This is a genomic window from Catellatospora sichuanensis (genome assembly GCF_007483665.1).
GTDB lineage: Bacteria > Actinomycetota > Actinomycetes > Mycobacteriales > Micromonosporaceae > Catellatospora > Catellatospora sichuanensis.
The window spans coordinates 189,719-203,147 of record NZ_VIQO01000012.1 but is presented as its reverse complement, the minus strand read 5'-3'; the positions used below and the strand labels follow the sequence as shown (position 1 = coordinate 203,147).

The following is a 13,429-nucleotide window of genomic DNA, read 5'->3' as shown; positions in this document are numbered from 1 at the left end:
CATGAAGCCTCGTATCAGGCCGATCGTATGGCAGCCGCCGGCCACCCCGGCCCGGGCGCGCCAGCCGCACGGCGCGGTCCCGATGCCCCAGCCTGTCCTCCACCCACTGCCCGGCATCGGACCGGAGGACGTCGCGGCGGCCCCCGATGGCGCGATCTACACCGGCCTCGCCGACGGCCGGATCCTCCGGGTCCGCGACGACATCGTGGAGGTCGTCGCCGATACCGGCGGTCGGCCGCTCGGCATCGAGGTCGGCGCCGAGGGTGCCCTGGTGGTCTGCGACGCCGTTCGCGGCCTGCTCAGTGTGCGGCCCACCGACGGGGCGATCGAAGACCTCGTTCCCGCCGGTACGCCGATCGACGGCGTGCCGCTGCGGGTCTGCAACAACGCGGCGATCGCCGCCGACGGTGCGATCTGGTTCAGCGACTCGTCGGCCCGGTTCGACCTCGCGCACTGGAAAGCCGACCTCATCGAGCATTCCGGAAGCGGTCGCCTGCTGCGCCGCGATCCGGACGGCACGGTCACCACCGTCCTCACCGGCCTGCACTTCGCCAACGGTGTCGCCCTCGCGGCCGACGAGTCGTTCGTCGCCGTCGCGGAGACCGGTGCGTACCGGTTGACCCGCTGGTGGCTGACCGGCCCGCAGACCGGCCGCAGCGACGTCCTCGTGGACAACCTGCCCGGCTTTCCGGACAACATCGCGCGCGGCAGCGATGGTCTGATCTGGATCGCGATGGGTTCGCCGCGCAACCGAGCGCTCGATCTGCTCGCGCCGCGGCCGCCGGTCCTGCGGCGGATGCTGTGGGCGTTGCCCGAAGCGCTGCTGCCGCAACCCGCCGACACCGTCTGGGTCCAGGCCGTCGACACTGCCGGGCGTACGGTCCACGACCTGCAGACCGCCACGCCGGGGTTCTCCATGGTCACCGGAGTGCGGGAGGAATCCGGCACGGTGTGGCTGGGCAGTCTGCACTCGGCGGCGATCGCGCATTTCACCCTGCCGTGAGTCATCGGGCCGACGGCCGTTCGGCGACGACATCGCCCGGCGATGGTGGAATCATCGTCTGGTGACTCAGCACAGCGCCACAGGGCCGGACGACGAGCGCCGCCGGAACTTCGACACCAGTTACACCGGCACGCCTCCCTGGGAGATCGGCAGGCCGCAGCCGGCGCTCGCCGCCGTGGCCGCCGCGGGCGGCCTGCACGGCCGGGTGCTCGACGTCGGCTGCGGAACCGGCGAGCACGCCCTGATGGCGGCGGCGGCCGGGCTCACCGCGACCGGGATCGACCAGTCACCGACGGCGATCGGCCTGGCCAGGGCAAAGGCCGCCGCGCGGGGCCTGGCGGCGGCCTTCGTCGTGGACGACGTCCTGCACCTGCCGGAACATGGGCGCTGGGACACCGTGCTGGACTCGGCGCTGTTCCACACGCTGTCCGACGCGGACCGCGTCGTCTACGGGCAGGCCGCCCGGGCCGCGGTCGCTCCCGGCGGCACCTACTACCTGCTCTGCTTCAGCGAACGGGAGCCCGGTGACTGGGGTCCTCGCCGCGTCACCCAGGACGAGATCCGGGCCGCGTTCGACGAGGGTTGGACGGTGGAACGCATCGAACCCGCGGTGATCGAGATGAGCTCCATCCAGGACATCGCGCAGGGCTGGCTCGCCACGATCCGCCGGACCGACGAGCGCTGAGCACGAAAGCGGGGGCACGTGTCGCGGGCCTGCCGCTGCGGGAATGTCGCGGGCGGGGATCTCGTCGAGGACGTCCGCGGTCACGTCAAGACCGGGAGGGCCTCGGTGCCGTGCTGGACGAAGCCTCGCGCGCCGTAGTGGAAGCTGGGTTGCGTGTCGGGGTCCAGGCGCAGGCCGGGGCAGGCGTCGAGCAGCGCGGTGAGGGCCGCGGCGACTTCGATGCGGGCCAGCGGTGCGCCGACGCAGTAGTGCGGGCCGAGTCCGAAGCCCAGGTGGGCGCCGCCACGGCGGTCCAGGCGGAAGGTTTCGGGGTCGGGATAGACCTGCGGGTCGAAGTGCGCGCCGGCGATGCAGAGGTACACCATGCTGCCGGCGGCGAGGGCGGTCCCGGCGAGTTCGACGTCGCGGGTCACCAAGCGGTAGAGCCCCGCGGTCGGGTTGGCCCACCGGAAGGCTTCCTCGATCGCGGCCTCGGCGAGGCCGGCTTCTGCCCGCACCTGCGCGAGCGCGTCCGGGTTGAGCAGCAGGGCGGAGACCGTGGCCGACATCATCTGGATCGTGGTCTCGAAACCGCCCAGCAGCAGGCTGACGACCGCGGTCGTCACGTCTTCGAGGGAGTAGGCGTCCTCCGCCTCGAACGCCCGGATGATCTCGCCGAGCATGTTGTCGCCGCGGTCGCGCCGCTCCTGCTGTACGAGCGTGGACGTGTAGTCGCTCAGCCGCGCGTACGCCTGCTGGCCGGCGGCGGCCACCGACTCGTCCATCGGCGAGCCGAGCCATGTGATGATCGCGCGTACCCATTCCAGGCCCTGATCGCCCAGCTCGTCTGGGACGCCGAGCAGGGTGAGGAAGACCTCCATCGGGTATCGGGCGATGCCGTCACCGACGAGTTCCACCTCGGCCTTCGCGGCCACCGCGCCGAAGGTGCGCTTCGCGATCGGCACCACGGCCTGGGCATACTTCGCGCTCGCGCCGGCGCTGAAGAAGCGGTTGTGTACGCGCCTGAGCCGGTGGTGCGGCGTCCCGTCGAGCGCGATCATGGCAGCGCTCATCGGACCCAGGCCGTAGAACCGGGTGCTGAAGGTGGCGGTGTCGCGCAGCGCGGCGCTCACGTCCCGGTGCCGCAGCACCAGCGGCGCGTTCATGAACTCGTCGAAGACGATCGGCTCGTGCTGCCCGAGAGCCGCGAGTGTGCTCCCCAGCGCAGCGGGTGAGCTGGACCGTTGCACGAAAGCACTTTCAGCGGCCGGGATCATACATCGATTACAGCCGCTGTCTGCGGCGGGCGGGTAGCGGAGCGACAGATGCCCGACAGCGACAGTCACCCTACTGGGGGTAACGGCTCGGGCCGGTGGTTCGACCTCGGCCACTGCCGTCTCGGCCACCTCCTGCCGCCGTAGTCGGCCGACGGCGGAACCTTCTCGCTCTCCCGCGAGTGGCAGAGGGAGGAGAAGAGGTGACGGTGTCCAACGGTGATCTGATCAGTGATGTCTATGCCGGATCCTTCCGGCGGTTGGTCGTCCCGCTCTACGCGGTGACCGGGGACCTGGGCGAGGCGCAGGAAGTGGTCCAGGAGGCATTCACCAGGGCGCTTGCCGCTCCCCGCCGGTTCGCGGGCCTCGACAACCCGGAGTCCTGGCTGCGGCGGGTGGCGGTCAACATCGCCCGCACCCGACATCGACGCCGACGCATGCTCGATGGGCTGCTGCGCCGGGTCGGGCCGCCGCCGGATGTCGCCGACCATGCGCCGGAACACCTGGCGCTGCTGGCCGCGCTGCGGCAGCTGCCCGAGGGGCAGCGGTACGCCCTTGCCCTCCCACACGTGCCCGGGTGGTCTCCTGCCAGAAGGGCTGCGGCGCGATCACGGGCCCATTGGCCGTCGATCCCGCCTCCGGTCAGGTGTTCCGGCTCAGCGGACAACCGCCGTCGCCCTATCCGCCCTTCAACGTCTACGCCAGCCCGGACGGTGCTCTGTGGATCACGTACTGGCCGGGTGACCACCCCCGGCCTGCCATGGTGGCTCGCAGCATCGACCGGGGCGCGACGTGGCGGACGTCGCAGGCGCCGGAGGGAACGACCTCGAGCGGCGTGGCGGCGGTCAACGGCCAGGAGGCTTACCTGCTGACCGAACCCCTGCCGGTGGACCGCAACGAACCGCCTCCCACGCGCCCGTCCCGGCTGCTGCACACGGCCAACGGCGGACAGTCATGGCAGGACGTCGCCACCGATCTGCCCACCAGCAGCGAAGTCCGGTCGTTCGCCGTCGGCTCGGATGGATCTCTGATGGTCGTCGACGAGCGGGACGGCGCCTCGGATCTGCTCATCAGCCGGGACGGAGGGCTGCATTTCGCCACCCAGCGGCAGCACACCGGCAACGGTGGATTCGGTGCTTGCCCGGGTCGCGCATGGCTCTACGACGAGCGGTCGCCCATCGGAACCGACCTCGTACAGACCACCACTGATGGACTGACCTGGACCCGTCTGCAACTTCCCGGATAAGCATGTGTCTGCATAGGAGCGGGTCACCACTGCCGTGCTGTACCGTGAGCGCCGCTGCCAGTTCGTACACCGAGAAGGTGGAGCACATGAGCACGGTCGCCGTCGTGACCGGAGCGTCCGCGGGGATCGGCGCGGCCACCGCATTCCGGCTGCACGAGCTCGGCTTCACCGTGTATGCGGTGGCCCGCCGACTGGACCGGATGGCGTCGCTGGCGGCGGTGGGCATCCACACCGCTTCGGTCGACGTCACCGATGACGCCGCTCTGGTGGCACTGGTCGACCGCGTCGTCACCGAGTCGGGCCGCATCGACGTGCTGGTCAACAACGCCGGATACGGATCGTTCGGGGCGCTCGAGGATGTGCCGATGGATGAGGCACGGCGGCAGTTCGAGGTCAACGTATTCGGCGCGGCCCGGCTCTGCCAGCTCGTCCTGCCCCAGTTGCGGGCGCAGGGAGCGGGTCGCATCATCAACGTCTCCTCCGTGGGGGCGAGGCTGTACCAGCCACTGGGCAGCTGGTACCACTCGACCAAGTACGCGCTGGAGGGGCTGAGCGACTGCCTCCGGGTGGAACTGAAACCGCTGGGTATCCACGTGGTCGTGATCCAGCCCGGCGGCATAGCGACCGAGTTCCCGCGGGTGGCGGGTGAGCAGCTGATCGCCACGTCCGGCGGCGGAGCATACGACGAACACGCCCGCCGGTATGCCGCGGCGCTGATGTCGGAGCCGGAGCACATCTCGCCGCCGTCGGTCGTCGCCGACGCGATCGCCCGCGCCGCGACGGCACGCAGGCCGCGTACCCGCTACGCGGTCGGCCGAGGCGCGCGAGCCGCGGTGTTCGCGCGCTGGCTGCTGCCGGACCGGGTCTTCGACCGGCTCGTGGTGGCGCTGTTCACCGTGCTGGGCGACATCGCCGCCCGCCGCGCCCGGTCAGCGGAGCAGGCACCGGGACCCGAGCTGGGCACCTGACGACGAGCCACCCGCTTTGGCCTCCGCGGCCGGCGGGCGGGTCCTCGGGCGACCCCGGTGCCCGCGGCGTCAGTTCCCGGGCCGTTGCGCTCCCACGCCGACGACGCCGTGCGACGCCCAGCGGCGCAGCAGGCGCCATTGGATCAGCACCGCCACCGCCGTCAAACCCAGCATCAGCGCCGCGACCGCGGCGGCGTAGCCGTACCGCAGATACTCGAACGCGTCCTGATAGAGCACCAGGGACAGGTAGGTCGTCGCGTACGGCGGAGGGCCGCCGTTCGTCACGACCAGCGTCGGCACGAACGACGCCTGCAGGCTCATCAGCGTGTCACGCAGGACCAGGACGGCGAGCACCGGCGCGAGCAGCGGCAGCGTCACCCGGCGCAGCACCTGCCCGGCGCGGGCTCCTTCCAGTTCGGCGAGTTCGTACGCCTCGGGTGGCAGCGCCAGCCGGGCCGTGAGCACGATGACGAACGTCTCGCCGATGGTGAACAGGCTCATCAGGACGATGCCCGCGCGGGCGTCCTCGGGGTCGGTCAGCCACTGCGGCGGCAGGGTGCCGAAGGCGGTCCGCCCGCCCTGCCCGCCGAGCATGAGGAGCTGGTTGACCGGGCCCTGGATCGGGTTGAGCAGCCACAGCCACATCAGCCCGTAGGCGAGTTCCGGGACGGCGCCCGGCAGCAGCACCGCAGCCCGGGCCGTGCCGGCGCCGCGGGCGCGCCGATGCAGCAGCAGGGCCAGTCCGACCGCGATGACCAGGCGCAACGGCACTGAGAACATCAGGTAGGACAGCGAGTTGCCGACCGCGGCTCCTACCGCCGGGTCTCTGGTGAGCTCGACGAAGTTGGCCACGCCGATGAGACGTGAGGTGGCGATCAGATCGGTCTCGGTGAACGCCATCGCCATCGTGGCCGCGGCGGGCAGCAGCACCAGGACAACCAGCCCGATCAAATACGGCAGCAGCATCAGCACCAGCTGACGGCGGTCCCGATTCATCGCACGGCCGCCTCGGCGGGCAGCGGGATCCGTTCGCCGGTGACCGTGTCGAAGGCGTGCAGGTGCTCCTCGGCGACGCTGACGGAGACCCGGTCACCGGGGGTGGGCCGGGTGTGGGCCGGGACCCGGGCGATCACGGGGTGCCCGCCGACGAGGAGGTGGACCAGCGCATCCTCACCGAGCACCTCGACACGTTCGACCTCGCCGAGCGGGCCGACCGGCGAGATACCGCTGCTCAGCGTCACGTGCTCCGGGCGTACCCCCAGCTCGACGGCTGTCGCCTCCACACCTGGCCGGCGCAGCGGCCCGACACCGGGGAGCAGGTTCATGCCGGGGCCGCCGACGAAGGAGGCGACGTAGCGGGTGCGCGGGCGGTGCCACACCTCGTCCGGGGTGTCGACCTGCTCGATGCGGCCGTCGCGGAGCACGGCGATCCGGTCGCCGAGCGCCATCGCCTCCGACTGGTCGTGGGTCACGTAGACCGTCGTCGTGCCGAGCCTGTCGTGCACCGCCCTGATCTCCGTGCGCATGCGCGTCCGCAGGGCGGCGTCCAGGTTGGCCAGGGGCTCGTCGAGCAGGAACACGTCGGGCTCGCGTACCAGCACCCGGGCCAGCGCCACCCGTTGGCGCTCGCCGCCCGACAGCTGGTGCGGGCGGCGCCCGAGCAGGTCCGCGCAGCCCACCGTCGCCGCGGCCTGTGCCGCGCGGGCCGCGGCGACCCGGCGGTCCGCGCCGCGGATCCGGTGACCGAAGGCGATGTTGTCGGCCACCGTCAGGTGCGGCAGCAGCGAGTAGGACTGGAACACCATGGACACGTTGCGCTGTCCGGGCCGCAGCGCGGTGACGTCGCGCCCGCCGATGGCGACGGTGCCGCCGCTGACGGGGTCGAGCCCGGCGATGGCCCGCAGCAGCGAGGATTTGCCCGCGCCGGACGGGCCCAGGACGACCAGCAGCTCGCCTCGGCGTACGACGAGGTCGATGCCGCGCAGGGCGGTGATCGCCCCGCGCGACAGGTGTACGCCGCGCAGCCTCAGCCCGTCTGTCACCGCGCCGCCGTGCCGCGCTGGAAGATCGCGCGGGTCGCCGCGTCGAGGTCGGCGATGACCTTGTCGATCGGGTCGCCGTGGTAGAAGGCGTTCTCGAGGATCTTGCCGGTCGCGTCCTCGATCTCCGGCCAGGTCGAGATCGTGGGCACCGGCCGCAGCGCCGGGATCGTGTCCAGGAAGATCTGCGAGCGGGCCGGTGACGTGCCGGGGGACAGGAACGCGGGCGAGGTCGCCACGGAGGTCCGCGACGGGACGGTGCGCCCGGTCTTGGCCATGAGGGCGGCCCCGGGGTCGCTCAGGGCGTATTCGAGGAAGCGCCACGCCGCGTCCTGGCGGCTCGACGCCTTGGTCATGCAGTAGGCGTCGCTGTGCAGGATGTTGGCGGGGGAGCGGTACTGCGGCAGCGGGGCGACGTCCCACTCGAATCCGGTGATCGCCCGGAAGGCGGTGGTGACCCGTCGCGAGGAGACGAACATCGCGACCTTGCCGGCGGCGAACCGGGCCTCGTGGTCCTGGGTCTCGACCTCGACGTCCGACGGGACGACGCCGATCTTCGGCAGTTCCAGGAAGTCCTGGATCACCTGCCGCGCCGCGGGAGTGTCGAGGGTCAGCCGGGTCGGGGCGGCTGGGTCGTCGACGATGTCGCCGCCGTTGGACCAGATCAGCGGCGCGAGCCGGATCAGCTCGGGTGTGACGCCCAGCCCGTGCACGGCCACCGGCACTCCGGCGGCCTCCGGCTCCCCGGCCTTCACGGTCTGGCCGCCGGCGTCGCGGGTCAGCGCCTGCGCGGTGGCGACCATGTCGTTCCAGTGCCATCCCGCCACCGGCTCGGGGACCTGGTATTTCGTGAACAGGCTGCGGTTGTAGTAGACGGCGAGGCTGGAGATGTTCTGCGGCAGGCACATCTGCTCGCCGCGCCAGCGGAAGGCGCCCATGGCCTGCGGGTAGAAGTCCTTGTCGTGCAGGCTGCCGGAGGCGGCCAGCCGGGCCGTCATCGGCGCGAGGGCGCCCTTGGTGGCGAACTGCCCGAAGTTGCGGTAGTTGATCAGGAACAGGTCCGGTGCGGCGTTCCCGGCGATCGAGGTGGAGACCCTGGTCATCAGGTCCTTGGCGCTGCTCGCCTCGATCAGGGTCACCATGGCGCCCGGGGAGGCCTTCTCGTACTCGGCGGCGAGCGCCCGATAAGCGGCGAGTTCGTCGGGAGTGCCGGCGACCAGCAGGGACACGGTGTCGGCCGCCGGGTCGGTGTCGGCGCCGCACCCGGCCGTGACTCCGGTGGCAGTGAGCATGGTGAGCAGGCTCAGCAGGGCGACAGTTCGCTTCACGAGGCTCCTTCAGGGCCGTAGGAGTGCATGAACCGGCGCTGGGCGACCCCGATCACGAGCAGGGTCGGCAGGGTGGTGAGGACGGCGCCGGCGAGGAACACGGGCTGGTTGTGCGGGTCCATCGCCGCCAGGGCGCGCAGCGCCAGCGGCAGGGTGAAGGTCGCCCGGTCGTAGAGGTAGACCATCGGGTCGAGCAGGTTCGACCAGGTCAGCACGAACGTCAGCGCGGCGAGGCCCGCGGTGACCGGCCGGACCTGGGGCAGCGCCATCCGCCGCCACGTCTGCATCGGGGTGAGGTCTGCCAGCCGGCACTCGTCGTAGCTGTCGGCGGGGATGGCCCGGAAGGCGAGGTAGTAGACCAGCGGGTAGAGCGGTGAGGTGGCGATCAGCGCGGGTGCGATGAGCGGCACGAGGGTGTCGGTCAGGTGGAGCGTGCGGAACAGCACGAACCGGGGCAGCAGCAGCGCGGTGGCGGGCACCATCAGCGCCAGCACGGACAGGCCGAGCACGGCGCTGGTGATGCGGCGGGGGAGCTGCGTCAGGGCGAACCCTGCCAGGGACGCCACGAGCAGGCTCAGGGGCACGCCGACCGCGGCGACGATCATCGAGTTGGCGGCCGCGCGTACCAGGTCGCCGTGGGTGATCGCCTGCTGGTAGGCGGTCAGGCCGGGGTCGTCGGGGATGAGCGGTGGCGCGACGACGGGCGGATCGCCCGGTTCTCGCAGCGAACCGGCCAGGAGCAGCAGCAGCGGCGAGGCGAAGATCGCCGTCACCGCGACGGCGCCGTAGGTGCGCCGGCGGCGGAGTGCGGCGAAGTCGTGCCAGGACACCAGACACCTCTAGACCTTCAGATGTATAGATGCGTAGCATTGCATGTCTAGCCGGGGTGGGGAATATGAGATCATCACTGGGTTTCGGTGTCACCGTCCTATTGGGTCTGACGCTCGTCGCAGCCGCCGACGCGCAAGGCCTGCCCGCCGATGTCGTGATCGGAGCCGACGTCGCCGCGCTGGAAGCGCTGGAGGGTGCCGCCGGCCCGTCCGGCGCCGACGAGTGGTTCATGGCGCAGCGCCTCGGCGCCGGTCAGACCGGTGACCTCGTCGCGCTGGCGGGACGAGCCCGTGCCCAGGCCGAACGGATCGGCGGCGGCGCGGCCACCTTCGCCGCGCTGCCCGCCTGGCAGTCGATGGGCCCGACGAACCTCGGCGGCCGGGTCACCGACCTCGTCGTCGACCCGTCGGTCGCCAACACCGTGTATGCCGCGACCGCCTCGGGCGGCGTCTGGAAGAGCACCGACTCGGGCAGCACGTTCAACTACGCGTGGGACCCCGCCATCACCCAGGCCATCGGTGCGATCGCGATCACCAGCGCGGGCACCCTCTACGCCGGGACCGGCGAGGCCAACCCCGGCGGCGGCAGCGCCTCCTTCCCCGGCACGGGCGTCTACCGCTCGACCGACCACGGCGTGACCTGGCAGTCGATCGGCCTGACCGGCACCAACCGGATCGGCCGGATCGCCGTCGACCCCACCAACAACAACCGGATCCTCGTCGCGGCCACCGGGAACCTCTACGTCCCCGGCGGTGACCGCGGCCTCTACCGCACCACCGACGGCGGCTCCACCTGGACGCAGATCCTCGCCGGCGCCAACTCCACCACCGGCGCCTCCGACGTCGCCCTCGACCCGGCCGACCCCAACCGGATCTACGTCACGATGTGGGACCACCAGCGGATGCCCGGCAGCCGCCGCTACGGCGGCGTCGGTTCGGGTCTGTTCCGGTCCACCAACGGCGGCACCAGCTTCACCCGGCTCGCCAGCACGCTGCCGGCGTCGGGAACCAACGTGGGCCGGATGGGCGTCGCGGTCGCCAAGAGCGACGCCAACCGGGTGTACGCGATCGCGGCCAACGCCACCGGCAACTTCCTCGGCTTCTGGACCTCGACCAACCGCGGCGACACCTGGACGAAGATCACCAACACGACGGCGCTGAACTCGTCCCAGTCCACCTTCGGCTGGTGGTTCTCCCGGATCTTCGTCGACCCGGTCGCGCCCCAGCACATCTGGGTGCCCGGCGTGCCGATGCTCGAATCCAGCAACGCGGGCGGCAGCTGGACCAGCAACTCCAGCTCCTTCCACGTCGACCAGCACGCGGTGGCGTTCGACCCCCGGGTCGCCAACCGCGTGTTCATCGGCAACGACGGCGGCATCTACCGCTCCACCGCGAACGGGTCGCTGAGCGGCAGCTGGACCAAGACCACCCGGTTGGGCAACATGCAGTTCTACACCGTCGCGGTGTCCCAGCAGGACGTCACGCGCATCAGCGGCGGCCTGCAGGACAACGGCTCGGTCCGGTCCTGGTCGGCGTGGGGCTCCTACTACGGCGGCGACGGCCTGCAGAACCTCATCGACCCCACCAACCACCAGAAGGTGTACGCCTGCTCGCAGAACGGCTCCTGCGGCCGCTCCACCAACGGCGGCAACTCGATGAGCGGCTTCGGATCGACGACCTCGGACCGCCGTGCCTGGCTGACGCCCGTCGTGTTCGACCCGTCGAACCCGGCGATCATGTACTACGGCGGCAACCGCCTCAACCGCTCCACCAACTCGGCGCAGAGCTGGTCCGCGATCAGCGGCGACCTGAGCCGGGGCAGCAGCGGCAGCACCAGCTACAACACCATCTCGACTATCGCCGTCGCGAAGACCAGCGCCGCGACCATCTACGTCGGCACCGACGACGGCCGGATCTGGGTCACCCGCAACACCGGCAGCACCTGGACCGAGATCGGCACCGCGCTGCCGCAGCGCTGGGTCACCCGGCTCACCGTCGACCCCACGGACGCCAACCTCGTCTACGCGACGTTCTCCGGATACACCACGGGCGACTCGGCCGCGCACGTCTACCGTTCGACCAACGGCGGCACCAGCTGGCAGCACATCTCCGGCAACCTGCCCAACGCGCCCGTCAACGACCTGGTCCTCGATCCGCAGAACCGCAACGCGATCTACGTCGGCACCGACGTCGGTGTCTACACCTCCACCGACGCCGGTGCCACCTGGTCAGCCGCCGGCACCGGCCTACCGGTGGTGTCCGTGATGGACCTGGCGACCGCGGTCTCCGGCGGCCGCACCCTGATCACGGCCGGCACCTACGGCCTGGGCGTCTACCGGCTCGACGTCGGCGCGCCGGTGCTGTGAGGAACCGGGCCGCCCGGTGCTCGCCACGAGCACCGCGGCGGCCGCACCGGCTGCCACCACGACGACCGCCGCGAATCCGAGCAGCGTGGGCGCAGTTCCTCCGTCCGCACAGCGGGTGCTCGCCTCGACGGCACGGGCGAATTCCTCCAGCACCTCGGTCAGGCGATGCTCGCCGCCGCCGATGCGTGGCGCCGCCCTCGTGACCGGAGCGGCCTCAGGAAAGCTCGCCGAGGTCACCGGCCCAGGCGGTGGCGGCCGGTCCGGTGACGCCGACGTCGACAGCGAAGATCCGCCCGCTGAGCGGCGCCTCGGCCAGGGCCGCCGGGTCCAGCCCGGACCACGCGGTCGTCACCACCAGTGCCGTCCCGACGAGGCAGACCGCGGTGGGCCTGGGCACCGGCAGGTCCAGTGTGGTGAGCAGCCGCCCGGTGGCGGTGAACCGGCGTACGCACCACGCGTCCCACACCGCCACCCAGACGCAGCCCTCGTCGTCGACACACAGCCCGTCGGGGCTGCCGTCGTCGAAGGCGGCAAGCTCCCGCCGCCCGGTGGCCGCGCCGGTCGCGGGGTCGTAGTCGAAGACGTCGAGCCGACGGGCCAGCGAGTCGATGTAGTACATGGCCGTTGCCCCGGCGTTCCAGCCGATCCCGTTGGAGCACCCGACGCCGGTGAGGACCGTGCTCACCGTCGTGTGCGGGTCGAGGCGGTACAGCGCCCCGGACCCGGGCGCGGTGCCGGGCAGGATCCGGCTGCCGGCCAGGAACCGGCCGGCCGGATCGCAGGCGCCGTCGTTCATCCGCGTGCCGGGAGCGGTGATCACGGCGGTCGGCGGTGTATCGCCGTCGGGCATGGTCCTGCCGAGGGGGCGTACCGTGCCGTCGGCGGCCACGTGCGCGAATCCCCGGTCGGCCGCCACCACCCATCCGGTGCCGTCCCCGGCGACAGGTGCCACGGCGCCGATGTGTGCGCCCACCGGGTGCTCGGCGGTGCCGGCCAGCGTCGCGCCGTGCCATCGGCCGCGGTGCAGCCGTCCTGCCGGGATGTCGACCCAGAGCAGCTCACCGGTGCGCGGATCGATCCGCGGGCACTCGCCGAGCTGGTAGGCCTCCGTTGAGATCACGTCCACGTGCCTGCTCCGTAGTCCGGTCGCCGGTACGCCCTGCCGGCGAGCCGGTGATGTCGTCATGAATCCGTCGTGGCACCGGACTGTGATTCGGAAAGGACCCGCTCCCACTCGCTTATGAGGCCGACTTCGAGTGAGGTGTCCAGGTGGCCGGATTCGACCATGCCGATCGATTCCCCGGCAAGATCGACGACAAATGACACGTGGTGCCCGACCGAGAGCCGACAGACTTCGCCGATCAGCTCCTTGACCTCCTCCAAGTGGTCGCGGTCCACTTGACGATCCAGGTCCTGGCCCCACGGCGGCAGAGCCGTGTAGATCGACAGCACGAGTCCCATGGAGTGGCCATCCCGAGATCCTGATTCGTCGAAGAACTCAGGCGGACCAAGAGTCCAGGAGCGCCGACCGGCGAGTTGTCGAGCAGCGGCCCGCATCGCGGTGGCAATCGATGCAGACGCCTCTCCTGCCATCGCGACAACCAGACGGTCGATTGGATGATCTTCTCGCATGGAAAGGCCTTCCAGCTGACCGCACCTGCCCGGACCGCCAGGATAATAGGTGAGGGTGTCCCGATACCGCCGGCTGAAT

12 protein-coding genes and 1 pseudogene are annotated in these 13,429 nt (G+C 71.2%); 6 read left to right on the top strand and 7 right to left on the bottom strand.

Translation table 11 applies throughout. The features are described 5' to 3' along the window. Position 1: 1 nt before the first annotated feature. Positions 2 to 1,003 carry an SMP-30/gluconolactonase/LRE family protein gene (locus FLL47_RS24240; protein WP_144122858.1) on the top strand — a complete coding sequence of 334 codons (1,002 nt, stop codon included), beginning with the start codon at positions 2 to 4 and terminating at the stop codon, positions 1,001 to 1,003. A 61-nt stretch (positions 1,004 to 1,064) separates the two neighbouring features. Next, positions 1,065 to 1,688 carry a class I SAM-dependent methyltransferase gene (locus FLL47_RS24235; protein ID WP_222106170.1) on the top strand — a complete coding sequence of 208 codons (624 nt, stop codon included), beginning with the start codon at positions 1,065 to 1,067 and terminating at the stop codon, positions 1,686 to 1,688. Positions 1,689 to 1,768: 80 nt separating this feature from the next. Here the strand turns inward: FLL47_RS24235 and FLL47_RS24230 are convergent, their stop codons facing one another. Beyond that, positions 1,769 to 2,917 (bottom strand): cytochrome P450, encoded by a 1,149-nt coding sequence (locus FLL47_RS24230; protein WP_186315885.1) that lies wholly within the window; start codon positions 2,915 to 2,917, stop codon positions 1,769 to 1,771. Positions 2,918 to 3,039: 122 nt separating this feature from the next. Between FLL47_RS24230 and FLL47_RS45225 the strand changes: the two are divergent. The 3 genes and pseudogenes from FLL47_RS45225 to FLL47_RS24210 all read left to right on the top strand — a co-directional run. After that, a pseudogene (locus FLL47_RS45225) lies at positions 3,040 to 3,366 on the top strand (sigma factor); the annotation flags it as partial. Positions 3,367 to 3,518: 152 nt separating this feature from the next. Beyond that, positions 3,519 to 4,187 carry a WD40/YVTN/BNR-like repeat-containing protein gene (locus tag FLL47_RS44195; RefSeq protein ID WP_246158525.1) on the top strand — a complete coding sequence of 223 codons (669 nt, stop codon included), beginning with the start codon at positions 3,519 to 3,521 and terminating at the stop codon, positions 4,185 to 4,187. A gap of 86 nt (positions 4,188 to 4,273) precedes the next feature. Beyond that, positions 4,274 to 5,155 (top strand): oxidoreductase, encoded by an 882-nt coding sequence (locus FLL47_RS24210; RefSeq protein ID WP_144122854.1) that lies wholly within the window; start codon positions 4,274 to 4,276, stop codon positions 5,153 to 5,155. Positions 5,156 to 5,224: 69 nt separating this feature from the next. Here FLL47_RS24210 and FLL47_RS24205 read toward each other — a convergent pair whose 3' ends face one another. The 4 genes from FLL47_RS24205 to FLL47_RS24190 are packed head-to-tail and all read right to left on the bottom strand — an operon-like array spanning position 5,225 to position 9,352. Continuing rightward, a complete protein-coding gene (locus FLL47_RS24205) occupies positions 5,225 to 6,121 on the bottom strand; it encodes a carbohydrate ABC transporter permease (RefSeq protein WP_144123008.1) in 897 nt (298 codons plus the stop codon). Between the two features lie 26 nt (positions 6,122 to 6,147). After that, positions 6,148 to 7,197, bottom strand: coding sequence for an ABC transporter ATP-binding protein (locus FLL47_RS24200; protein ID WP_144122853.1), 1,050 nt, complete (start codon positions 7,195 to 7,197; stop codon positions 6,148 to 6,150). Then, complete coding sequence (locus FLL47_RS24195; RefSeq protein WP_246158523.1) at positions 7,194 to 8,522, bottom strand: ABC transporter substrate-binding protein; 1,329 nt, start codon at positions 8,520 to 8,522, stop codon at positions 7,194 to 7,196. Before FLL47_RS24195 ends, FLL47_RS24200 begins: the two co-directional genes overlap by 4 nt. Further along, positions 8,519 to 9,352, bottom strand: coding sequence for a carbohydrate ABC transporter permease (locus FLL47_RS24190; RefSeq protein ID WP_246158521.1), 834 nt, complete (start codon positions 9,350 to 9,352; stop codon positions 8,519 to 8,521). The genes FLL47_RS24195 and FLL47_RS24190 overlap by 4 nt, the downstream gene beginning before the upstream one ends. Before the next feature lie 65 nt (positions 9,353 to 9,417). Here FLL47_RS24190 and FLL47_RS24185 point away from each other — a divergent pair, with 65 nt between their 5' ends. Next, positions 9,418 to 11,718 carry a WD40/YVTN/BNR-like repeat-containing protein gene (locus FLL47_RS24185; protein WP_144122851.1) on the top strand — a complete coding sequence of 767 codons (2,301 nt, stop codon included), beginning with the start codon at positions 9,418 to 9,420 and terminating at the stop codon, positions 11,716 to 11,718. Between the two features lie 214 nt (positions 11,719 to 11,932). Here the strand turns inward: FLL47_RS24185 and FLL47_RS24180 are convergent, their stop codons facing one another. Continuing rightward, the gene (locus tag FLL47_RS24180) at positions 11,933 to 12,844 is read right to left on the bottom strand and encodes an SMP-30/gluconolactonase/LRE family protein (protein WP_186315882.1); all 912 of its coding nucleotides are present in this window, start codon (positions 12,842 to 12,844) and stop codon (positions 11,933 to 11,935) included. Between the two features lie 56 nt (positions 12,845 to 12,900). Further along, complete coding sequence (locus FLL47_RS24175; RefSeq protein WP_144122849.1) at positions 12,901 to 13,350, bottom strand: hypothetical protein; 450 nt, start codon at positions 13,348 to 13,350, stop codon at positions 12,901 to 12,903. Positions 13,351 to 13,429: the final 79 nt, after the last annotated feature.